We start from the raw sequence: 21,689 nt of genomic DNA, 5'->3' as shown, positions 1-21,689 counted from the left end.
CCTGAGGCGCAACCTCGGCAAGGCCGCGGCGCTGGACGCCGGCTTCCGCGAGGTCGAGGGCGACGTCGTCGTGACGATCGACGGCGATCTGCAGGACGACCCGGCGGAGATCCCACGGCTCCTCGCGAAGCTCGACGAGGGTTACGACCTCGTCACCGGCTGGAAGGTCCACCGCAACGATGGGGTCGTCCGGCGGGTGCTGTCACGCGTCTTCAACCGTGTCACGGGCTGGATGTCCGGCGTCCGGCTCCACGACATGAACTGCGGGCTCAAGGCGTTCCGGGTGGACGTCGCGCACGAGCTCGACCTGTACGGCGAGCTGCATCGGTTCATCCCCGTCCTCGCCGACGACCTCGGCTTTCGGGTGACGGAGATCGCGGTCAACCATCGTCCGCGCGAGCACGGCCGCAGCCGCTACGGCATGGAGCGCTACGCCCGGGGCTTCCTCGACCTGCTCACGGTGACGTTCATGAGCCGGTACCGGCACCGGCCACTGCACCTCTTCGGAGGGCTCGGGCTCGCGCTCGGCTCCGTGGGGACCGTCATCCTCGTCTACCTCACGGTCGTCAAGCTGACGGGCGAGCCGATCGGCCGGCGGCCGCTTCTTCTCCTCGGGGTGCTGCTCGTGGTCGTGGGGATCCAGTTCCTCTCGCTCGGACTGCTCTCCGAGCTCGTCACGAGCCAGCACCGGGAGCGTCTCCGCGCGCTCGACGATCGCCGCTCGAGGCTCGTCGACGAGATCCTCCGCTGACGACCGCCCCCGTGAAGGCCCTGTACTTCGGGACGTACGACCGCACGTCCCCCCGGAACACGCAGGTCGTCTCGTGCCTGCGCGGCGCCGGGGTCACGGTGGTCGAGCGGCATCGCGAGGTGTGGGGCAGGCACAACTGGTCGATCGGCCTCACGCAGCTCGCCCGTGTCGTTCGGGCCGAGGGTGCGCTCGCGCGACGACGCGAGGACGACGCCGACGTCGTGCTCGTCGGCTACCCGGGGCACTTCGACATGCCGGCGGCGAAGCGAATCGCCCGAGGGCGGCCGGTCGTCTTCAACCCGCTCGTCTCGCTCCACGACACGCTGGTCGGCGACCGCGCCCGGTTCGGGGCGCGCTCGCCGGCGGCGGGCGTGCTCCGCGCAATCGACAACGGCGCCTTCCGCGGCGCCGATCTCGTGGTGGCGGACACCGAGGCGCAGGCGGCCTTCTTCCGGCGGACGTTCCGGCTCGCGGAGGACAGCGTGGCCGTCGCGCTCGTCGGCGCCGACGAGCCGCTGTTCCGGCCGGGCTGGCACCCGCCCGGCCCGTTCCATGCGCTCTTCGTGGGCAAGCTGATCCCGCTGCACGGGCTCGAGACGATCCTCGCGGCGGCTGCGCTCGTCCCGGAGGTCCCCTTCCGCGTGGTCGGGGAGGGCCAGGACGGCGAGCTCCTGGAGCGGCGCCCGCCGAACGTCGAGCACGTGCCGTGGCTCGAGTACGAGGAACTGCCCGAGGCGTACCGCGGCGCCGGATGCGGCCTCGGGATCTTCGGGACGAGCGAGAAGGCCGCTCGCGTGATCCCGAACAAGGTCTTCCAGGCGCTCGCCTGCTCCTGTCCCGTGATCACCGCGGACACGGCCGCGGCGCGCGAGCTCCTCACGGACGGGCACGACGCGCTTCTCGTCCCGGCCGGGGACCCCCGTGCTCTCGCGGAAGCCGTGCGCCGCCTCGGGGCCGACGCCGATCTCGCACGACGGCTCGCGGCGGCGGGCCGGACGACGTACGAGCGGAAGGCTTCCGAGGAGGTGCTCGGGGTGCACTGGCGGTCGTTGCTCGAGCGCGCGGCGGCCCGCGCGTGACGACGCCCGCGCGAGTGGTCGCCGCGGCCACCGCGGCGTTCGGTGCCGGTCTCTCGTCGCTCGCCGTGCTCCAGCACCGCGCCTTCTGGACCGGCCGCTTCGACGTCGGCAATCTCGTCCAGGCCGTGTGGTCGACGGCCCACGGTGACGTCCTCTCGGTCACCGGCCTGACGGGAAGGCAGATCTCGCGGCTCGGAGCGCACTTCGACCCGATCGTTGCCGCGTTTGCGCCGTTCTGGTGGCTCTGGCCCGACCCGGCGCTCCTCCTCGTGACGCAGGGCCTGGCGGTCGCGACGGGAGCCGTCCCCGTCTACCTGCTCGGCCGCCGGCATCTCGACTCGGAGTGGGTCGCCGCCGGGCTGGCGCTCGCGTACCTGCTCCATCCCGCGACGCAGTGGCTCGTGCTCGACGACTTCCATCCGGTCGCGCTCGCGACACCGCTCCTGCTCTGGGGCTTCTGGTTCCTCGACTCGGGGCGGCTGCTGCCGTTCGCGCTCGTCGCCGGCACCGCCTGTCTGACGAAGGAGCAGATCGGCCTCGTCGTGGCCGCAATGGGCCTCTGGTACGCCTTCCGTCCGCAGGGGCGGCGCGTGGGTCTTGCTATCGCAGTCGTCGGGACAGCCGTTTCGCTCGTCGCGGTGACCGTCGTGGTGCCGCACTTCGCGCCGGGCGGCGGGTCGCCGTTCGAGGGTCGCTACGAGTCCGTCGGCGGGTCGCCCGGCGGGATCGCGAAGACGGCCGTGACGGATCCCGGCGCGATCGTGTCGGAGGTCACGGGCGGCCACGATCTCGCCTATCTCGCCGACCTCCTCCTCCCGCTCCTCGGGCTGCCGCTCCTCGCGCCGCTCGCGGCCCTGACGGCGGCGCCGGAGCTCCTGCTCAACCTCCTCTCGGGAACGCGGACGCAGACGTCGATCCACTTCCACTACACCGCAGGCGCGCTGCCCGGCCTCTTCGTCGCCGCGATCCTCGGCGCCGCGCGGCTCAGGCGTCGGTTCGCGTGGGCCCGTTGGCCGGACGGCCGCGCGGTCGTGCTCTCGACTCTTCTCGCGGGCGTCCTGCTCGGTCCGTTGCCGATCTGGCGTCACGTTCCGTTCGGCTCGGACCTCGGGACGCACGAGCACGTCGTCGGCCACCACGCAGCGGTCGCGCGAAGAGCGCTCGCGCTCGTCCCACCCGGCGCCGCCGTGAGCGCGAGCAACACGCTCGGCGCCCACCTCTCCGAGCGGCGCCGGATCTTCAGCTTTCCGGTGCTCGGCGAGGCGACGTGGGTCGCCGTCGACCGCCAGCGGCCGAGCTATCGCGACGCGATGGACGCGCCCGTCCGCTTCGAGCGGGCGCTCGCCGTGCTGCGCGCACGCGGAGACTTCACCGTTGTCTTCGACGAGGACGGGATCCTGGTACTCCGGAAGCGCGTCAGAGAGGGATCGTCTGCGGGAGCAGGTACGCCGTGAGGGCGAGCGCGCCGAGTCGCGCGAGCCGGTCGTCGTCCTCCGGCGCGGCGAGCGGGACCGCCCAGGCGAGGTACCAGACGACGAGGTAGGGCGTGGTCGCGAGCACGAGGCACGCGGCACGCCCGAGCCGCGCGCGGCCACGGTGGGCGTCGAGCGCGAGCCAGACGAGGCCGGCCGCGAGCAGCGCGAGAGCGACGGCCAGCGCGACGCCGTGCGGGAGACCGAGGTCCTCGAGTCGCGAAGGAAGGGCGTAGCTCGTCTGCCGCACCGCGTTGTCGGCGAGCGGCCCCACCGCGCCGATCCAGTCGAGCCCGTAATGCACCGTGGCAAGCGCGCCGACGGCCGCCGCCGTCACGGCGAGCCCGATCATCCCGGTGGCGCGGCGCCGTGCCCGGTCCGCGAGGGCGGCGAGCGCGAAGAAGACGAGCGGGACCCACTTCACGAGCGTCGCGAGCGCCCAGAGCGAGCCGCCGAGTGCGGCGCGACGGTGGGCCGCGCTCGCGACGGCCGCCGCGACGAGCGCGCCGACGAGCGCGTCGTTGTGCCCTCCGCCTCCGGCGTGGATCGCAATGACCGGGTTCCAGCCGACGAAGGCCGCGGCGAGCGCGGGCCGCCGCGACGTCCGCGCGGCCGCTGCGGTGGCCGCCAGAACGCAGACCGCCGCGAGCCCCTTGAAGATCCACGCCGCCGCGTCGTGCGACGAGCCCGCCAGCCGCGCGACCGGCTCGGAGACGAGTGTGAAGGCCGGCCCGTAGACACTCGTCGTGTCACGCCAGTCGGCGCCGACGTACCCCGCGGCCGGGCTTTCGGGAAATGCCGAGGGCGGGTCGACGTAGGGGTTTCCGCCGCCCTCGGCTGCGATCCAGCCGTAGCCCCAGTACGTCCAGGCGTCTGTCGAGAGGAGAAGCGGTGAGGCGAGGGGGACGAGCTGCACGGCAACGGCAACGGCGATCGCCGCTCGCAGCGCGAGGGCCCGGCGGCGCAGGAGCGCGAGGCCGGCGAGATAGGCGCAGAAGGCGGCGACGAGCAGAGCGAGGAACGCCCACGCCGAGCCCTGCGCGGCGAGGCCTCCGTCCCGAGGGACGAGGGGAGATCCGTCTCGCCAGGCGAGGGCGGACGCGAGGCCGACGAGGGCCGCTGCCGAGCACCCGGCGGCGAGCGCCGCCCTGGGGCTCACGGCTCGGCGGGACGGCCGCTGTTCGTCGACGGGCCGGCGCCCGACGAGCCCGTCGCGGCGGCTGCGGCAGGCGGCGTGGCGGTGTGCGAGCCCTTTCCAGCGGTGGCGGTATCCGAGGGCTTCGGCGCCGGCGGCTCGGCCGTCGTAGTAGGAGCCGGCGCGGACGGGGCGACGTAGTACGGGTCGTAGGAGAGCGCCCACGGCCCGCGCTGCCAGGAGTGGAACGAGACCGCCTGCGTCGGCGCGGGGAAGTCACGGGCCGGAAGGCCTGCGAGCGCCGGATCCATGAAGCGACGCCAGATCTCCGCGGGGAAGGAGCCGCCCGAGACCGAGATGCCGTGAACGTTCTCCATCGGGATCTCGCCACGCGTGTAGCCCATCCAGACGGCCGTGGCGACGCCCGGCGTGTAGCCGACGAACCAGGCGTCGGCGTGCTTGTCCGTGGTGCCGGTCTTCCCGGCGACCGGGCGGCTCAGGGCCGCGCCAGTGCCGGTCCCGTACCGCACGTTGTCCTCGAGGATGCGCGTCACGACCGAGGCGACGCCGTCGGAGAGGACGCGCGTCCGCCGGTGGTGCGTGGCCCACCGGTCGTCCGGCTTTCCCTTGACGACGACCCGGCGGATCGCGGTCGGCTCGTTGTAGATGCCGCCCGCGGCGAGCGTCGCGTACGCGGACGCCATGTCGAGCGGCGACACGGCCACCGAGCCCAGCCCGAGCGCAGGGGGGACCTGGCCCCGGACCTCGAGCGGTGTCCGCACGCCGAGGCGCCGCGCGAGCGAGGCGACGCGCGTCGGCCCGACGTCGAGCGTCAGCTGCGCGAAGACGGTGTTGTCCGAGCGAAGCGTCGCCCGCTCGACCGACGTCCACCCGTTGTAGCTCTGGTCGTACGTCCGCACGCACCACCAGCTGCCGTCGTCGCAGTTGCCGACGGCGGACGGGCGATACGTGAACGGCGCGGAGACGTAGTACGTCGACGCGGGATCCATCCCCCGCTCGACCGCCGCGGCGAGGACGAAGGTCTTGAACGTCGACCCGGGCTGCCGCCGTGCCTGCGAGAGCAGGTTGAACTGGTTGTTCGCGCGGCCGGGGACGACGGCCGTCATCGCGCGGATCGCGCCGTTGGCCGGGTTGATCGAGACGATCGCGGCCGCAGGGTCGTTCCTGCGTGTCAGCGTCCCGAGGATCGCCTGCCGCGCAAGGCGCTGCCAGCGGGGCTCGATCGTCGTGTAGACCTGGAGCCCGCCCGAACGCACCGTCTCCGCCCCGTACGCCTTCACGAGCTGGTCGCGCACGTACCCGAAGAAGTACGGCTCACGGATCTGCTCGTAGAGCTTCCCGGGGCGGAGCCCGATGGGCTGGCGGCGCGCCCACGCGTACTGGCCCTCGGTGATCATCCGCTCGTCGAGCATCGCGGCGAGCACCTGGTTTCGCCGCTGCACGGCGCGGACGGGGTCAGCGAGCGGGTCGTACGTCGTCGGGGCCTGGGTCAGCCCCGCCAGCAGCGCCGCCTGGGGAAGCGTGAGCCACCGGGCCGACTTCGAGAAGTACGTGCGCGAGGCAGCCTCGACGCCGTAGGCGAGGTTGCCGTAGAAGACCGAGTTGAGATAGCTCGCGAGGATGCGTTGCTTCGACCACGCGTCGTCGAGCTTCACCGCGAGGCAGGCCTCGGTCACCTTCCGCTCGACCGTCCGCTCGTTCGAGATGTAGAGCGTCCGGACGAGCTGCTGCGTGATCGTCGACCCGCCCTCGACCACCTTTCCGGCCTTCACATCGCGCCAGAGCGCCCGGACGATCCCCTCGGCGTCGACGCCGCCGTGGTCGTAGAAGCGGCGGTCCTCGATCGCGACCGTCGCCCTCGTGAGCCACGGCGAGACGTGGCCGAGCGGCACGACCTGGCGGTTCCGCTCGGCGGGGATGACGCCGAGACGCGACCCGTCCGCCGCGTACACGAACGTGTTCTGCCCGATGCGCGCGGGGTGCAGCGCGTCGAGGTCGCAGCGAGGCCCGAGCGCCAGCACCGCCGCGCCCGTCGCGATTCCGGCCGCGGCGAGCACCACGGCCAGAGCGACCACCACGAACGCGAGCCTCCGGCCCCTCTTCGGTTTCGGGCGGCGTCGGCGGACGCGAATCGCCGGGGCCGGCGGGCGGGCCGGACGAGGGCGCCTCGAACGGCTCATGCAGCGATGGTAGCCATGTCTCGGACAGGGTTTCCCTTCCCGCGCTCGGACCCCTCGTCTGCTCTCCGCGCGGTTATCGTCGAACCGTGCGCGCCGCGCCCGCATCGTCGAGGCCGGCGCTCGCCGCTCTCTGGATCTTCCTGTGGAGCAGGCTCGCGCTCTGGGTGGTCGCCGCGGGGACCGTGCTGCTGTTCGACGACCACCTGAACCCGCGGCGAGGGCCGTGGGACACGGCCCGTCTGCACGAGCTCGGCGCCGCGGTCGACGTCTGGGCGCGCTGGGACAGCAACTGGTACATCCGCATCGCGGAAAGTGGCTACAGCTGGCCCTCGAGCACCCCCGCCTTCTTCCCGCTCTACCCGTTGCTCGTCGCCGGCCTCGGCCGCGTGCTCGGCGACCATTTCCTGCTCGCGGGGCTCGTCGTCTCGCTCGCCGCGTGCGCAGCCGCCTTCGTGCTGCTCCACCGCCTGGTGCGCGAGCGCCTCGGGCCGCTCGTCGCGCGACGGTCGGTGCTCTACCTCGCGCTGTTCCCGACGTCGTTCTTCCTCGGTGCGGTCTACGGGGAGTCGCTCTTCCTGGCGCTCGCCGTCGGGACGTTCGTGCTCGCCGAGCGCGGCCGGCTCGGCTGGTCGGCGTTCACGGCCGGGCTCGCCCTGCTGACGCGCGCCCAGGGGGTGGCGCTCCTTCCCGCGCTCGGCATCTACGCCTGGCGCTCGGAGCGACGAGGGCGGAACCTCGCCCTGCTCGCGGTCCCGATCGCCATGTTCCTCGTGTTTCCCGCCGTCCTCGAGGCATGGGTCGGGCACGGGCTGGCGTTCCTCGACGCGCAGCGCCTCTGGGAGCGGTCGCTCGCGCCGCTCGGCCCGCTCGGCGGCCTGGTGCAGGCGATCGGCGAGGGCGACGTCGTCGGCCCGGTCCTCGCGGTCGCGATGCTCGCGCTCGCCGTCGTCGCCTGGCGCCTGCTGGGCGCGCCGTACGGCCTCTACGCGCTCGCGGCGCTCGCAATCCCGATGGCGCTGCCGTCCGAGCGGCTCGGCGGGCTCTACTCCTTTCCCCGCTTCGCGCTCGCCGCGTTTCCATGTCTCGTGGCGCTGGCCTACCTCGCCCGGGACCGGCGGGTGCACGCCGTCGTGGTCGCGGTTCTCTGCGCCGGCCTCGCGGTCGGCGTGGTTCGATGGGCGCTGTGGTACTGGGTCGCCTGACGGAAGTGCCGCGGTCGCGGCTGCTCGGCTGGACGATCCTCGTCACGGTCCTCGCCGCTCTGTCGTATGCGGCGAACATCGCCGGTGGCGACCCCCCGAAGGATGTCCTCTACCAGTGGACCACGGCGGTCGGCGGAGTGGTCCAGTACGCGATCATCCTCGCCGTCGTGCTCCTCCTCTCGCGAGGCATTGCGCCCGCGACCCTCGGGCTGCGCCGGCCGAGCTCGTGGGCGCGCGCAGTCGGCTGGCTCGTCGCGGCGCTCGTCTCCATCTGGGTGATCGGCGCGATCCTCAACGTCTTCCTCAAGGCCGGCGAGGAGCAGGGGCTCGTGCCCGACAGCTGGGACTCCAGCCGCGCCGCGCCGTTCGTGGCGAACTTCGTCGTCGTCGCGGGCGTGGCGCCGTTCGTCGAGGAGCTGACGTACCGCGGCCTCGGCTTCGCCGCGGTGCGCGATGCCCACGGGGCCGCGGCGGCGATCGTGATCACGGCGCTTGCCTTCGGACTTGCGCACGGGCTCGTCGAAGCGCTCCCCGTGCTCACGATCTTCGGCGCGATCCTCGCGTGGCTGCGGCTGCGGACGGACAGCGTCTATCCGACGATGATGCTTCATGCGTTGTTCAACGGGATCGCCCTGATCGCGGCGGTGACGGTGTGAGCGGCGCGTTCGACGACCTCCGGGCGCGCATCGCCGAGAACGATCGTGAGATCGTCGGGCGCGTCAACACGCGGCTCCGGCTCGTTGCGGAGCTGTGGCAGGTCAAGGAGGAACAGGGAGCCCCCAGAGTCGACCCGGAGCGGGAGGCGCGCCTGCGCGAGTCGCTCGCGGCGGCGAACGAAGGGCCGCTCAGTCCCGACGGGCTCGAGCGGCTCGTCACCGAGCTGCTCGACCTGACCAAGGAGGAGCTTGGGAGCTAGGCCGGCGGCTCGTCCTGGCCGGTCGCGAACTCGTCGGGTGAGACCGTGTCGAGGAACTGACGGAACTCGTCCATGTCCACCTCGCCGAGGCTCACGCGGTGCGCGTAGTCGAGGTCGGGCTCGTCGCCCTCGAACTCGACGCCCGACTCCTCGATCACCTCGTCCTCCGCGTAGATCTTCGCGTCGGCGCGCAGCGCGATCGCGATCGCGTCGGAGGTGCGGGAGTCGACCTCGATCTCCGACCCGTTCCGGACGAGCGTGATGCGCGCGTAGAAGGTGCTGTCCCGCAGCTCGGTCACGGTGACCCGGTCGACCTGCGCGTCGAGCAGGTCGATGATCGAGCACGCCAGGTCGTGCGTCAGCGGGCGTGGCGGCTCCTGGCCCTGGAGCCGCATGAGGATCGCCGCGGCCTCGGGATGGCCGATCCAGATCGGCAGGTAGGTGCGTCCCTCCGCGGTCCGGAGCAGGACGATCGGCTGCTTGCCGGCGAGGTCGAAGCTCACCCCGTAGACCGTCATCTCCTGCATGACCCTCGGTCCCAGTGTAGCCCTGGGCCCATACGGGGAAACCGAGCGCCGTTCGGCAGGAAGAGGGGCGAGGCTGAAGCCACGTCCTCACGCCCCTTGCGCCCCGCACCACGAGAGGTGGGCGATCCTGGACTCGAACCAGGGGCCTCCGCCTTATCAGAGCGGCGCTCTAACCGACTGAGCTAATCGCCCGCGCGGCTGACGAGTGTAGCGGTCGGCGCTCTCGGCCCGCCCGCACTCAGAGCGCCTCGAGCGCCTCGACGAGCTCGGCGAGGCGTGTCTCGTCGCCGAAGTGCAGCTCGAGCTTCCCGGCCGACACGCGGGAGGGGAGGCCCGTCAGGCGCTCGGCCGCGGCACGGGCCCGTTCCGCCAGCGCCGGGTCGACCGGGGTCCCGCGGGGACGGCGGCGGGCGCCGCCCTCCTGCGCAGCGCGCTCGGTCGCCCGCACCGTCATGCCGTCGCGGGCCGCGCGGCGGGCGAGCCGGATCCGAGCGCCGTCCTCGGGAAGAGCGAGCACCGCGCGTGCGTGGCCCTCGGTCAGCTCTCCCCGAGCGAGCATCCAGAGCACCTCCTCGGGCAGCTCGAGCAGGCGGAGGCGGTTCGAGACGCTCGGCTTCGATCGCCCGACCCGCTCCGCGACGTCGCCGAGGGAGAGCTCGAATTCGTCGACGAGCGTCGCGTACGCGCGGGCCTCCTCGACGGGGGAGAGGTTCTCGCGGGCGACGTTCTCGACGAGCGCGAGGAGCAGCGTCTCGCGGTCATTCGCCTCGCGGACGAGGGCGGGCAGGGTCTCGAGGCCGGCCTCGCGGGCGGCGCGCCAGCGTCGCTCGCCGGCGACGAGCTCGTACCCGCCCTCGGGGCGGGGACGGACGACGATGGGCTGCAGGACTCCCTGGTGACGCAGTGACGCGGCGAGACCCGAGGTCGCCTCGGGCTCGAAGCGACGCCGCGGCTGTCGCGGGTTCGGATGGATCGCCGCAACCGGGAGGTGGAGGAGATCCGTGTCGCGGGCGCCGCCGCCGACGAGGACCTCGAGCCCGCGACCGAGGCCGCGACGAGGAGTGGGGGTCTCAGGTGCGCTCGACAAGCTCCATCGCCACCTTCCAGTAGGCCTCCGCGCCGGCCGAGCGGCGGTCGTAGGCGATCGCGGGCAGCCCGTGGCTCGGAGCCTCTGCGAGACGCACCGAGCGGGGCACGGTCTGGGTGAACACGAGGTCGCCGAAGTGCGAGCGGAGCTCTCGCTCCACCTCCTCCGCGAGCCGCGTGCGGCCGTCGACCATCGTCAGCAGGATCCCTGCGACGCCGAGCCGGGGATTGAGCCTCCGCTTGACGAGGTCGATCGATCCGAGCAGCTGGGAGAGCCCTTCGAGCGCGTAGTACTCGGCCTGGACGGGGACGATCACCCGGTCGGCGGCCGCGAGGGCGTTCACCGTGAGCGGGCCGAACGACGGCGGGCAGTCGAGGAACACGAAGCGGTACGGCTCTGTCGCCTCGTCCGCGAGCGCGTCGGCGAGATAGCGCTCGCCGCCCTCGAGCGCGGACAGCTGCACCGTCGCGGCCGCGAGCTCGGGCTTCGCCGGGACGAGGTCGAGGTTGCCGAGCGGGCTGCGCAGCGTGAGCTCGGAGAGCGGTGCGCCGTCGAGCAGGTCGAGCGTCGAGTGGCCGTTGGCCCGGAGCCCGAGCCCCGACGTGGCGTTCGCCTGTGGGTCGAGATCGACGATCAGGCACCGTTCGCCCGCCTCCGCCAGGCAGGCGGCGAGGTTGACGGCGGTCGTGGTCTTGCCGACGCCGCCCTTCTGGTTCGCGATCGCGTAGATGCGGGCGGGCACCGGTTCACGGTAGCCCGCCGCCCGGACGCCGCCGGAGGCGCGAGTGCGAGATCGGTGTCAGACACCGGTTCCCGTCAAGGGGTAACGGTGCCGTCTCTGTACGAATCGCTCCACAGGCCGGGATCCCTTTGCCCATGCCGAGCAGCGAGCAAGTCGGCGTGCTTCGGCCCTTGACGGAGAGCGTCGGCCTTCAGGCGAGGGGCCGCTTGCGCGCCACGCCCGCTCGCCGCGGGAATCCCGTCGGTGTGGGGCCCCTCTTGCGGATCAGCAGGAAGCCCTCGGGAGCGCTCTCGAGGCCGCCCGCGAGCCGGGCGGCGACCACCGCGACCCTGTCGGCGTCGACGGTCGGCCCGACCCACAGGAGGACCGCGCCGCCCTCGTGGACGAGCGGCAGGCACCACTCGGCGGCGACCGGGGGGTCCGCGAGGGCTTTCGCAACGGCGACGCCGTAGGCCTCGACCGGCTGCTCTTCGGCGCGGCCCCACAAGACACGGAGATTCGGCAGCTCCACCGTCCACCGCTCGAGGAAGTCGCACTTCCGGCGCTCGGCCTCGAGGAGCGTGACCTCGCGACCCGGCAGCGACGCCGCGAGCGGAATCCCGGGAGTGCCGCCACCCGAGCCCACGTCGACGAGCGGGCCCTGCTCGCGCTCGACGAGCGCGAGGCCGCGGAGCGCGTCGTCCAGGAGGACGCGGCGGGCCGCAGCCGGGTCGCGGAGGGCCGTGAGCCCTGGGGTCTCCACCACGGCGGCGAGCCAGCGCTCGAGGACATCACGCCGCATCCGTGCAGTCTCGCTCGTGCAACAAGACGAGCGAGACTGAAGCCGCGCCCGGACTGCGGCCAGTCGCGGCTCAGTCCGCCGAGCGGCGCGGCACCACGACGACGTAGCGGTGCGGCTCGGCGCCCTCGCTCGCGGTCTCGACCTCGGGGTCGTCCTTCAACGCCTCGTGGACGAGGCGGCGCTCGACCGCGCTCATCGGCTCGAGCGCCACGGGCCGGCCGGTGGCCGACGCCTGTTCCGCGCCCCGTCGGGCGAGGCCCTCGAGCGTGGCCGAGCGGCGTGCCCGATACCCCGCCGCGTCGATCACGATCCTGCGCCGCTCGTCGCCGACCGCCCGGTGCGCGATCGCGTTCGCGAGGTACTGCAGAGCGTCGATCATCTGCCCGTGGCGGCCGATCAGCACACCGAGATCGGGCCCGGCGACGGTCGCGGTCACCGCCTCGTCGCCCTCCTCGACCGCGACGGTCCCCACGACGCCGAGCGCCGCGAGGGTCCGTTCGAGGAACTCGCGCGCGACCGTCGCCTCTCCACTCTCGTCGCGCGGAGCCGGCGCGGCCGGTGGCCGCTCGACCATTGCGACGACGCGGGCCGGCGTATAGCCGACGCCGAGGAGCCCGCGCTCGCCCTCGCTGACGACCTGGAAGCGGACTGCCTCGCGGTCGATCCCGGGGGCGCGCTGCTCGAGCTCGCGGAGCGCCGACCACTTCGCCTCGCCGACGGTCTCACCCGTCGCCTCGACGGAGAGCTCGTCGGTCACCGCCGCTTGCTCCCGCCGCTCCGCTTTCGCTTCACGCGACGGGGAGGCCCTGCCACGGGCGCGGACGAGGCGACGTCACGGCCCGGAGGGACGCCCTTTCGCTTCCCTGCCGGAGCGGGCTCTTCCTTGGGTGGCGTGCGCGAGCTCTTCTTCAGCCCGGGATCGGGCCGCGGCATCATGCGCCGCGTCACGACCCCTTGCCCCGTCGTCCAGAGGTTCGTCGTCAGCCAGTAGATCATCAGGCCGGACGGGAAGTTGAGGATGAACGGGATGAAGACGATCGGGAGGACCATGAGCATGATCCGCTGCGCCTTCTGCATCGTCGCGGCCATGAAGTACGACGACGTCAGCTGGCTCGCGACGTAGACGACCAGCAGGAGCGGCCCCCAGCTGTCCTTCGTCGACTGGGTGATGTCGACGAGACCGAGGAAGTCGAGGCTCGAGCCGGGGTAGTTCGGGAAGACCTCTCTCTCGAAGCCCTTCAGCACGTAGAAGAGCGAGATGAAGATCGGGATCTGGAGGACGATCGGCAGGCAGGACGCGGCCGGATTGATCTTGTTCTCGCGGTAGAACTTCATCAACTCCTCGTTCTGCCGCTGCTTGTCGTGCTTCCAGCGCTGCTGGATCTCCTTCATCTCCGGCGCATGCGCCTGGAGGTTCTGCATCGAGTGGATCTGGCGCACCGTGACCGGGACGAGCACGAGGCGGACGAGCACGACGAGGGCCACGATCGACCAGGCCCACGAGAGCCCCGCTGTCGAGTGGAACCACTCGAGCAGGTTCGTGAGGAGGTCTTCGATCGGCTTCAGTGGGCTGAAGACGCCGATCACGTGCTCACGCCCTTCCCGTGCTCCCGTGGGCGGAACAGCCTGCGGTCGGCGACCCGGTCGACGCCGCCGTGGCTCCAGGGGTTGCAGCGGAGGAGCCGCCAGCACGCGAGGATGCCCCCACGAACGAGGCCGAGCTCATGGAACGCGTCGAGCGCGTACTGCGAGCACGACGGGTGGTACTTGCACGTGCCGGAGGGCGTCAGGAGGCCGAACGAGTGCCGCCAGGCCTGGACGAGGCCGATGCCGATCCACTTCATGCCTGCACCTTGCCGATCACCTCGCGCACCTGATCGACGAGCCAGGCGTGGTCGCGGCTCGACGCGGCCTCCGCGAGGCCCGACCGCGCGACGAGGACATAGTCCCGCCCCGCCGGGACGCTGTCGGCGAGCTCGGACCACACCGCGCGGAGCTGCCGCTTGATGCGGTTTCGCGTGACGGCCGTCCCGACGGCGCGAGGCACGGCGAGGCCGAGCCGGGGCGGGCCGTCGGCGTCGTCCTCACGAGCGAACCAGTGGAGCGTCACAGATCGCGTCGAGACCGACCGTCCCTGCCGGTAGACCGCGTCGAAGTCGCGGGAACGGGACAGGCGCTGCCGTCGCTCCACGGGGCGGTCTACGCCGACAGGCGCTTGCGCCCCTTGGCGCGGCGGCGCTTGAGAATCGCCTGGCCGCCCCGCGTCGACATGCGCGCACGGAAGCCGTGCTTGCGCTTGCGACGGCGGACGTTCGGCTGGTACGTGCGTTTCACGGTGGAGAGGCGTCCTTGGGATGAGCCGTTCCACGCCCTGACGGCGCGGCGGAGCGGGGAGTATAGACGAGCCTCCGAAGGACCCGGTTATCCACAACGTGACAGGTTGCTTGCCGGATCGAAACGGCTGCTCACGGCGAACGGCTGTCGCCGGAACGGGCGGCGACCGCACCGTTTTCCACAGCTGTGGAGATCGGTGTGGAGACGAGAGAACATCCTGCAAATATGCGTATTTTATCCACCGCTGCGGTGCGATTCGGCACCCGGACGCGGCGTCGGGAGGGTGGTATGCTCCGGCCCCTTCCTGCGACCCGAAGGAGCGCCGACCACCGCGTGGAGAACCCCGTCCCGCCGACCGCCGACCGCGTCTGGGAGGACGTCTCCCGGCGACTCCGGGAGACGCTGAACGAGCCGACGTACGCGACGTGGTTCGCGGCCGCGGCGGTGGAGTCGCTCGAGAACGACACTCTCGTCGTCGGAGTCCCGAACGACTTCACGCGCGGGTGGATCGAGAGCCATTTCCTGAGCCTTCTGCGCGGTGCCGTCCGGGACGTCGTCGGTCGTGACCTGCGGGTCGTCCTCCGCGTCAGCGAGCCGCAGGCCTCCGTCGACGGCCAGGTCGCCGTGCCGGCCGCCGCAACCGAGTCGACGGAGCCCCAGCCCGGCTCGAACCCGAAGTACACGTTCGACAACTTCGTGATCGGCTCGTCGAACCGTTTCGCGCACGCGGCCGCGCTCGCCGTCGCGGAGGCGCCGGCGCAGGCCTACAACCCGCTCTTCATCTACGGCGGCACCGGGCTCGGCAAGACGCACCTCCTTCAGGCGATCAGCGCCTACGTCTCTGTCCACGCGAAGGGCCTGACGACGCGGTACGTGACGAGTGAGACGTTCACGAACGACTTCATCAACTCGTTGCGTGACAAGCGCATCGAGGGCTTCAAGCACCGGTACCGCGCCTACGACGTGCTCCTCGTGGACGACATCCAGTTCCTCGAGGGCAAGGAGCGTTTCCAGGAGGAGTTCTTCCACACCTTCAACTCGCTCTACGAGGCCGGACGGCAGATCGTCATCTCGTCCGACCGCCCGCCGAAGGAGATCGCGACGCTCGAGGAGCGCCTGCGCTCGCGGTTCGAGTGGGGGCTGATCACCGACATCCAGCCGCCCGACCTCGAGACACGGATCGCGATCCTGCGCAAGAAGGTGACGACCGACGGAATCGTCGTCGACGACCCGGAGGTGCTCACGTTCATCGCCGGCCGCGTCACGACCAACATCCGCGAGCTCGAGGGCGCGCTCACGCGCGTCGTCGCGTTCTCCTCGCTGACAGGCTTGCCGCTCGACGTCGATCTCGCCGAGCAGGTCTTGCGCGACCTCTTCCCGTCGGGCGGCGACCTTCCGAAAGTGACGATCGCTCTCATTCAGGAGGCCGTGTGCGAGCGGTTCTCCCTCACCGTCCAGGAACTCGTGAGCCCGCGTCGCTCCCAGGCGGTCGCCTACCCGCGGCAGGTCGCGATGTACCTCTCGCGCGAGCTCACCGACGCGTCGCTGCCGAAGATCGGCAAGGAGTTCGGCGGCCGCGACCACACCACCGTTCTGCATGCGAACGCGAAGATCACGCGCATGATCTCTGAGGACAGAGCTGTGTACAACCTCGTGCAAGACCTCACCGCGCGAATCAAGCACCGTGGATAAGACCGTCGCGACCAGCGTCGCCGCCGGCCTTGCCGTGGGACCGGTGGACAACCCCGCGTCCGGGACCCACCGCCCGATCCCGCATGAGCACGGCGTTTCCCTCCGTCATCCCCGTCGTCCACACTCCCTATGGACTACCACGAAAGGTTTAAGAGAGAAATGATTGAAACCGACATCGCGGTCGGCTCGGACATCCGCGTCACCGTTTCGCGCGACGAGCTCGCCAGTCGCCTCGCCCTCGTCTCCCGTGCGGCCTCGACGCGCGGCGCCGTGCAGGTCCTCGCGGGGATCCTCCTGCGCGCGAGCGACGGGCTCCTCGAGCTCGAGGCGACGGACATGGAGCTCTCGCTGCGGACGACCGTCCCGGCGACCGTGGAGGGGGAGGGCGCGATCGTCGTGCCGGCGAAGCTCCTGGGTGACGTCGTGCGTCTGCTCCCCGCGAACGAGGTGACCATCGCGCACCGCGCCGAGGACGGCGTCGCGTCGATCGAGTCGGGCGCCTACTCGGGGCGGATGAACGTCTTCGCGGCCGAGGACTTCCCCCGTCTGCCCTCGATCGACGTTCCGCTCCACGAGATCGAGTCGACGTCGCTGCTCGACACGGTGCAGCGGGTCTCGAGAGCAGCCTCACGCGACGAGTCGCGGCCGGTGCTCACGGGCATCCTCGTCCGCTTCGAGGGCTCTCGCCTGACGATGGCGGCAACGGACTCGTACCGGATGGCAGTGAAGGAAACGGAGCTCTCCGCGGCCGGCCCGGAGCTCGAGGCGATCATCCCTGCCCGCGCGCTCGACGAGCTCGGGAGGGTTGCCGCCGGGACGGAGTCCGTCCAGCTCGGAGTGAACGAGAACCACGTCGTCTTCGGCGCCGGCGATGCGTGGCTGACGACGCGCCGCATCGACGGCCAGTTCCCGAACGTCGCGCAGCTGAAGCCCGAGACGTTCGACGTCGAGCTCGAGCTGAACCGGGCGGAGCTCCTCGAGACCGTCCGCCGCGCAGCGGTGATGGCACAGCGCAACACGCCGCTCCGCCTGCGGTTCTCGGAGGGCGAGCTGACCGTCTCCGCCCAGAGCCAGGACGTGGGCGAGACACGCGAGTCGCTCGCCGTGGGCTACGCCGGCGAGCCGCTCGAGATCGGGTTCAACGCCGAGTTCCTGCGCGAGGGCCTCGAGTCGGTGACGGCGGACGACGTCCAGCTGAAGCTCATCAACCCGCTCCGGCCGGGCCTCTTGAGCGCCGACGGCGACGCCTTCTGGTACCTGATCATGCCGATCCGCCTCGCGGGGTAACCGGGGAGCCCAGACCTGATCGTGGATCAGGTCTCGCTCCGCGACGTCCGCTCGTACCCGAGGCTCGACCTCGCCCTCGAGCCGGGGCTCGTGCTGATCACCGGACCGAACGGCGCCGGCAAGACGAACCTGCTCGAGGCGGTCCACGTCGCGACGCAGGGCATCTCCTTCCGGACGCGCCAGGACGCGCAGCTCGTGCGCCGCGGAGCCGCCGAGGGCTCGGCGAGGGTCGCGGGCGCCCGCGGAGAGGTGCGAATCGAGACGGAGGTGCGGCTGTCGACCCGGGAGCCGAAGCGGATCCGCCTGAACGGCGCGGCGGTGGCCTCGGCGGAGGAGTTGCGCTCGCGCGTGCACACCCTCGCCTTCACGCCCGACCGCCTCGCGGTCGTCAAGGGCGGCCCGGCGACCCGCCGCGCCTACTTCGACCGCGTCCTCGCCCGTGCTCTGCCCGCCCGGGCGGAGCTTCCCGCGGCCTACGGCGCCGCCCTGGGGCAGCGGAACGCGGCCCTGCGGCGGGTCGCCGGCGGCCTCTCGGACGCTGGAGCGCTCGAGCCCTGGACCGAGCAGGTCGTGACGCTCGCGCGGGAGCTCGTCGAGGCTCGCGCCCGCGTGCTCGAGCTCCTCGCCGCGCCCTTCGCGGAGCGATCCGCCGAGCTCGGCCTGTCCGCGGCAACGCTCGACTACGACGCCGAGCCCCCCACGCGGGAGTCGCTCGACGCACGCCTGGCTCGGGACCTCGAGCGCGGCACGACCGGCGCCGGGCCGCACCTCGACGAGATCCGGATCCTCTCGGGTGACCGTGACCTTCGGACGTTCGGCTCGCAGGGCGAGCAGCGAATGGCAGTCCTCTCGCTGCTCCTCGCCGAGGCCGAGCTGCTCGCCTCACACGGCGGCGTCCCGCCCCTCCTGCTGCTCGACGACGCGCTCTCCGAGCTCGACGCCGACCGGCGGCGGCGGCTGAGCGAGCGCGTCGGGTCCGTCGGGCAGACGCTCATCACGGCCACCGGGGCGGAAGCGTTGCCACTTGCGCCGGCCCAGCTGCTCGCGGTGACGCCCGGCGAGGTGCGGCCGGGCTGATGGAGCGACTCGACGGCTCCGTTCGCCGTGCGCTGCGCGGCGCGGGAGTCCCCGACGCAGGTGTTCTGGCGGCGGTGACCCGCGCCTGGCCATCGGCGGTCGGCGACGCGATCGCGCGAGCCGCGTGGCCGCAGCGGATCGCGCGCGACGGGACGCTGCACGTCACGACGGTGTCTTCGACGTGGGCCTTCGAGCTGCAGCGCATGGAGGAGGAGATCCGCGAGAAGCTGCGCGCGGCTGCCGGGGACACGACGCCCCCGGCGCTCCGATTCGCGCCGGGCCCGGTGCCCTCGCCCGGCGCCGAGAGCGATCCGCTGTCGGAGGCGCCCGAGCCGACCCCGGCCGACGAGGCGGAGGCGACCGCGATGACGTCCCGGATCGAGGATCCGGCCCTCCGCGACGCGGTCCGTCGCGCGGTCGCCGCGAGCCTCGCTCGCGGTCGCGCCGACCGCGCTCTCTGATATACTTCAGTACGCCCGCAAAACCCCTGTTTTGCAGGCATTTTCTCTTTCAGGAGGGCCGTGACGGAGACCGCCTACACCGGAAAGGACATCACCGTTCTCGAGGGCCTCGAGCCCGTTCGTCTGCGACCGGGGATGTACATCGGCTCCACGGGTCCGCGGGGCCTCCACCACCTCGTCTACGAGGTCGTCGACAACGCCGTCGACGAGGCCCTCGCTGGTCGAAACGACCTCGTCGACGTGACGATCCATCCCGACGACTCGATCACCGTGCGCGACGCCGGCGCCGGCATCCCGGTCGACGTGATGGAGGAGCAGGGCCTCTCCGCCCTGACGGTCGTCCTCACGAAGCTGCACGCGGGCGGCAAGTTCGGCGGCGACGGCTACAAGGTGTCGGGCGGACTCCACGGCGTCGGCGTCTCGGTCGTCAACGCGCTCTCGGAGTGGCTCGTCGCCGAGGTCCGCCGCGACGGGAAGGCGTACCGCCAGGAGTTCGCCCGGGGCGTGGCCCAGGGGGACGTCGAGGTCGTCGGAAAGTCGAAGGAGACAGGCACGACGATCTCGTTCCTTCCCGACCGCGAGATCTTCGACGAGACGGAGTTCTCCGCCGCGACGCTCAGCCAGCGCCTACGCGAGACCGCCTTCCTCACGCGCGGCCTCAGGATCGTTCTCCGCGACGAGCGGCCCGAGGGAAAGACCGACGAGTTCCACTACGAGGGCGGGATCCGCGACTTCGTCGGGTACGTCAACTCGGGCAAGGAGCCGGTCCACAAGCACGTCGTCTACTTCGAGGGCGAGAACGAGGACGGCCAGGTCGAGGTCGCGCTGCAATGGAACACGTCGTACGTCGAGTCGGTGTTCTCCTTCGCGAACAACATCCACACGACGGAGGGCGGCACCCACCTCTCCGGCTTCCGCGCGGCACTCACCGGCACGCTGAACCGCTACGCCCGCGACAAGGGCCTGCTCAAGGAGAAAGAGGACAACCTCGAGGGCGAGGACGTCCGCGAGGGGCTCGCGGCGATCGTCTCGGTCAAGCTGCGGAACCCACAGTTCGAGGGTCAGACGAAGACGAAGCTCGGCAACCCGCCGATCGAGAGTCTCGTCAAGACCGTCGTCAACCAGCGGCTCGCCGAGTTCCTCGAGGAGCACCCCACCGAGGCGAAGCAGATCATCACGAAGGCGGTCTCGGCGGCCCGTGCACGGCTCGCCGCGCGCAAGGCCCGCGAGCTGACGCGCCGCAAGAGCGCGCTCGAGAACTCGTCGCTGCCCGGCAAGCTCGCCGACTGCTCGCTCAAGGACCCCGACGCGTGCGAGCTCTACATCGTCGAGGGCGACTCGGCCGGCGGCTCGGCGAAGCAGGCACGCGATCGCACCTACCAGGCGATCCTGCCGCTCCGCGGGAAGATCATCAACAGCGAGAAGAACCGCATCAACAAGGTTCTCTCGAACAACGAGATCCAGGCGATGATCACGGCGATCGGGACCGGGTTCGGCGACGAGTTCGCGATCGAGAACCTGCGCTACGGCCGCATCATCGTGATGACCGACGCCGACGTGGACGGCGCGCACATCCGCACGCTCGTCCTGACCTTCCTCTACCGCACGATGCCGGAGCTGTTCGAGCGCGGGCACGTCTACATCGCCGTCCCGCCGCTCTACAAGGTGAAGCTCGGGAGCCAGGAGCTCTACTTCGAGAAGGACCACCAGCTCGAGGAGCTCCTCGCGCGCGAGCGGATCAAGGACATGACCGTCGTCGACCGGAACGGCGACGAGCTCGCCTTCACGGAGGCACGCTGGAACCGCTTCTCCCGCGAGCTCGGCGACGTCGAGGCCTGGCAGGCGAAGCTCGCCTCGGACCACGGCTCGGCCGCGGCCTTCGTCGTCGACCACAGGATCGTCGAGGGGGACGCCGCCGACGCGAAGGGCCTCGAGAAGCTGGTGAAGGCGATGCCGGCGAACGGCTACGAGTTGAGCGTGGCCGACCATCTCGAGCAGTTCCTGCGCGTCAAGGTGATCGAGGTCGAGACGAGCTCGACCAGCTTCGTCGACGTCCCGGCCGCGCTGTTCGGCGATCCCGCGTACGCGTCGCTCCGACGCGCCTACGCCAAGACATCGGAAGTCGTCGGCCTTCCGCCGTACACCGTCACGTTCGGCAAGAAGAGCGCGACTGCGGACACCTTCTCCGAGCTCCGCGCGGCGGCGCTCGAGCTCGCGAAGGAGGGCATGCAGATCAGCCGCTTCAAAGGCCTCGGCGAGATGAACCCGGAGCAGCTCTGGGAGACGACGATGGACCCGACGAACCGCATGCTGCTCCGCGTCGAGGTCGAGGACGCCGCCGCCGCCGACGCGGTCTTCTCGATGCTGATGGGCGACGCCGTCGAGCCGCGCCGCTTGTTCATCGAGCAGAACGCACGGGACGTCAGGTTCCTCGATGTCTGACGTTGTCGGGGAACCGCTCGGCGCGGGTCGCATCGAGCCGCGCGAGCTCGAGCAGGAGATGCGCTCGAGCTACCTCGACTACGCGATGAGCGTCATCGTCGGGCGGGCGCTGCCCGACGTCCGGGACGGGCTCAAGCCGGTGCACCGGCGCGTCCTCTGGGGCATGCACGAGTCCGGGATGCAGCCGAACCGGCCCTACAAGAAGTGCGCGCGCATCGTGGGCGACGTGATGGGCTCGTACCACCCGCACGGCGACTCCGCCATCTACGACACGCTCGTCCGCCTCGCGCAGCCGTTCTCGATGCGCTACCCGCTGGTCGACGGCCAGGGCAACTTCGGGTCGATCGACGGCGATAACGCGGCCGCCATGCGGTACACCGAAGTGCGGCTCACCAAGTTCGCCGAGGAGATGCTGAAGGAGGACATCGACAAGGACACCGTCGGGTGGGTGCCGAACTACGACGGCTCGCTGCAGGAGCCGGCGGTGCTGCCGGCGCGCGTCC

General features: G+C 71.5%; 23 protein-coding genes and 1 tRNA gene. 12 read left to right on the top strand and 12 right to left on the bottom strand.

All coding sequences use genetic code 11. From position 1 onward, the window contains the following. From VNM44_RS09095 to VNM44_RS09085, 3 genes are all read left to right on the top strand, one after another. Positions 1-751 (top strand): glycosyltransferase (locus VNM44_RS09095; RefSeq protein ID WP_325625325.1); only part of this gene is annotated, 751 nt, incomplete at its 5' end. Between the two features lie 11 nt (positions 752-762). Continuing rightward, positions 763-1,830: a glycosyltransferase gene (locus VNM44_RS09090; protein ID WP_325625322.1), complete on the top strand. Its 1,068-nt coding sequence runs from the start codon at positions 763-765 to the stop codon at positions 1,828-1,830. Continuing rightward, entirely contained in the window at positions 1,827-3,284 is a 1,458-nt protein-coding gene (locus VNM44_RS09085; RefSeq protein WP_325625320.1) for a DUF2079 domain-containing protein, read from the top strand. Before VNM44_RS09090 ends, VNM44_RS09085 begins: the two co-directional genes overlap by 4 nt. On the opposite strand, the gene VNM44_RS09080 is transcribed toward VNM44_RS09085, so the two are convergent. Next, positions 3,247-4,461 carry a glycosyltransferase 87 family protein gene (locus VNM44_RS09080; protein ID WP_325625317.1) on the bottom strand — a complete coding sequence of 405 codons (1,215 nt, stop codon included), beginning with the start codon at positions 4,459-4,461 and terminating at the stop codon, positions 3,247-3,249. The genes VNM44_RS09085 and VNM44_RS09080 overlap by 38 nt on opposite strands. Further along, complete coding sequence (locus VNM44_RS09075; RefSeq protein ID WP_325625313.1) at positions 4,458-6,536, bottom strand: transglycosylase domain-containing protein; 2,079 nt, start codon at positions 6,534-6,536, stop codon at positions 4,458-4,460. Before VNM44_RS09075 ends, VNM44_RS09080 begins: the two co-directional genes overlap by 4 nt. A 188-nt stretch (positions 6,537-6,724) precedes the next feature. On the opposite strand from VNM44_RS09075, the gene VNM44_RS09070 reads away from it, so the two are divergent. From VNM44_RS09070 to VNM44_RS09060, 3 genes are read left to right on the top strand one after another with little or no spacing between them, the layout of a single operon-like run. Continuing rightward, positions 6,725-7,840, top strand: a complete 1,116-nt coding sequence (locus VNM44_RS09070; protein ID WP_325625308.1) for a mannosyltransferase family protein — start codon at positions 6,725-6,727, stop codon at positions 7,838-7,840. Next, entirely contained in the window at positions 7,822-8,496 is a 675-nt protein-coding gene (locus VNM44_RS09065) for a type II CAAX endopeptidase family protein (RefSeq protein ID WP_325625305.1), read from the top strand. The genes VNM44_RS09070 and VNM44_RS09065 overlap by 19 nt, the downstream gene beginning before the upstream one ends. Then, positions 8,493-8,756, top strand: coding sequence for a chorismate mutase (locus VNM44_RS09060; RefSeq protein WP_325625302.1), 264 nt, complete (start codon positions 8,493-8,495; stop codon positions 8,754-8,756). Before VNM44_RS09065 ends, VNM44_RS09060 begins: the two co-directional genes overlap by 4 nt. Here the strand turns inward: VNM44_RS09060 and VNM44_RS09055 are convergent. The 10 genes from VNM44_RS09055 to rpmH all read right to left on the bottom strand — a co-directional run bounded on the left by VNM44_RS09055 (position 8,753) and on the right by rpmH (position 14,227). Continuing rightward, positions 8,753-9,283 carry a bifunctional nuclease family protein gene (locus VNM44_RS09055; RefSeq protein ID WP_325625299.1) on the bottom strand — a complete coding sequence of 177 codons (531 nt, stop codon included), beginning with the start codon at positions 9,281-9,283 and terminating at the stop codon, positions 8,753-8,755. The two genes, VNM44_RS09060 and VNM44_RS09055, sit on opposite strands and share 4 nt — an antisense overlap. A 118-nt stretch (positions 9,284-9,401) precedes the next feature. Further along, positions 9,402-9,475 (bottom strand) — tRNA-Ile (locus VNM44_RS09050). Positions 9,476-9,521: 46 nt separating this feature from the next. After that, complete coding sequence (locus VNM44_RS09045) at positions 9,522-10,370, bottom strand: ParB/RepB/Spo0J family partition protein (RefSeq protein WP_325625297.1); 849 nt, start codon at positions 10,368-10,370, stop codon at positions 9,522-9,524. Next, on the bottom strand, positions 10,354-11,112 hold the full coding sequence (locus VNM44_RS09040) for a ParA family protein (protein ID WP_325625296.1): 759 nt from the start codon (positions 11,110-11,112) through the stop codon (positions 10,354-10,356). The genes VNM44_RS09045 and VNM44_RS09040 overlap by 17 nt, the downstream gene beginning before the upstream one ends. 190 nt (positions 11,113-11,302) lie before the next feature. Beyond that, the gene (locus VNM44_RS09035) at positions 11,303-11,893 is read right to left on the bottom strand and encodes a 16S rRNA (guanine(527)-N(7))-methyltransferase RsmG (protein WP_325625294.1); all 591 of its coding nucleotides are present in this window, start codon (positions 11,891-11,893) and stop codon (positions 11,303-11,305) included. Between the two features lie 70 nt (positions 11,894-11,963). Continuing rightward, positions 11,964-12,650 (bottom strand): RNA-binding cell elongation regulator Jag/EloR, encoded by a 687-nt coding sequence (gene jag, locus VNM44_RS09030; RefSeq protein ID WP_325625292.1) that lies wholly within the window; start codon positions 12,648-12,650, stop codon positions 11,964-11,966. Then, entirely contained in the window at positions 12,647-13,480 is an 834-nt protein-coding gene (locus VNM44_RS09025) for a YidC/Oxa1 family membrane protein insertase (RefSeq protein ID WP_325625289.1), read from the bottom strand. Before VNM44_RS09025 ends, jag begins: the two co-directional genes overlap by 4 nt. Continuing rightward, positions 13,477-13,737: a membrane protein insertion efficiency factor YidD gene (yidD, locus tag VNM44_RS09020; RefSeq protein ID WP_325625286.1), complete on the bottom strand. Its 261-nt coding sequence runs from the start codon at positions 13,735-13,737 to the stop codon at positions 13,477-13,479. The genes VNM44_RS09025 and yidD overlap by 4 nt, the downstream gene beginning before the upstream one ends. After that, positions 13,734-14,084, bottom strand: coding sequence for a ribonuclease P protein component (gene rnpA / locus VNM44_RS09015; protein WP_325625283.1), 351 nt, complete (start codon positions 14,082-14,084; stop codon positions 13,734-13,736). Before rnpA ends, yidD begins: the two co-directional genes overlap by 4 nt. 8 nt (positions 14,085-14,092) lie before the next feature. Next, a complete protein-coding gene (rpmH, locus tag VNM44_RS09010; protein ID WP_325625280.1) occupies positions 14,093-14,227 on the bottom strand; it encodes a 50S ribosomal protein L34 in 135 nt (44 codons plus the stop codon). A 333-nt stretch (positions 14,228-14,560) separates the two neighbouring features. Here rpmH and dnaA point away from each other — a divergent pair, with 333 nt between their 5' ends. The 6 genes from dnaA to VNM44_RS08980 all read left to right on the top strand — a co-directional run. After that, entirely contained in the window at positions 14,561-15,919 is a 1,359-nt protein-coding gene (gene dnaA, locus VNM44_RS09005; RefSeq protein ID WP_325625277.1) for a chromosomal replication initiator protein DnaA, read from the top strand. A 159-nt stretch (positions 15,920-16,078) separates the two neighbouring features. After that, the gene (dnaN, locus tag VNM44_RS09000; protein ID WP_325625275.1) at positions 16,079-17,206 is read left to right on the top strand and encodes a DNA polymerase III subunit beta; all 1,128 of its coding nucleotides are present in this window, start codon (positions 16,079-16,081) and stop codon (positions 17,204-17,206) included. A 21-nt stretch (positions 17,207-17,227) separates the two neighbouring features. After that, positions 17,228-18,283 (top strand): DNA replication/repair protein RecF, encoded by a 1,056-nt coding sequence (recF, locus tag VNM44_RS08995; RefSeq protein WP_325625273.1) that lies wholly within the window; start codon positions 17,228-17,230, stop codon positions 18,281-18,283. After that, positions 18,283-18,744 (top strand): DUF721 domain-containing protein, encoded by a 462-nt coding sequence (locus VNM44_RS08990; RefSeq protein WP_325625270.1) that lies wholly within the window; start codon positions 18,283-18,285, stop codon positions 18,742-18,744. The genes recF and VNM44_RS08990 overlap by 1 nt, the downstream gene beginning before the upstream one ends. A gap of 60 nt (positions 18,745-18,804) precedes the next feature. Next, positions 18,805-21,186, top strand: a complete 2,382-nt coding sequence (gyrB, locus tag VNM44_RS08985) for a DNA topoisomerase (ATP-hydrolyzing) subunit B (protein WP_325625268.1) — start codon at positions 18,805-18,807, stop codon at positions 21,184-21,186. Continuing rightward, on the top strand, positions 21,179-21,689 hold a 511-nt coding region (locus VNM44_RS08980; RefSeq protein ID WP_325625266.1), incomplete at its 3' end, for a DNA gyrase subunit A. The genes gyrB and VNM44_RS08980, both read left to right, overlap by 8 nt.

Origin of the sequence: Gaiella sp. (assembly GCF_035558935.1) — a bacterium.
Lineage (GTDB): Bacteria > Actinomycetota > Thermoleophilia > Gaiellales > Gaiellaceae > Gaiella.
This window is presented reverse-complemented; position numbering and strand designations above follow the sequence as displayed.

What these genes read in the sequence shown, in the direction of transcription:
- dnaN (WP_325625275.1), top strand. Translation starts at nt 16,079, where the DNA reads ATGATTGAAACCGACATCGCGGTCGGCTCGGACATCCGCGTCACCGTT.
- yidD (WP_325625286.1), bottom strand. Translation starts at nt 13,737, where the DNA reads ATGAAGTGGATCGGCATCGGCCTCGTCCAGGCCTGGCGGCACTCGTTC.
- VNM44_RS09035 (WP_325625294.1), bottom strand. Translation starts at nt 11,893, where the DNA reads ATGCGGCGTGATGTCCTCGAGCGCTGGCTCGCCGCCGTGGTGGAGACC.
- VNM44_RS09055 (WP_325625299.1), bottom strand. Translation starts at nt 9,283, where the DNA reads ATGCAGGAGATGACGGTCTACGGGGTGAGCTTCGACCTCGCCGGCAAG.
- VNM44_RS08990 (WP_325625270.1), top strand. Translation starts at nt 18,283, where the DNA reads ATGGAGCGACTCGACGGCTCCGTTCGCCGTGCGCTGCGCGGCGCGGGA.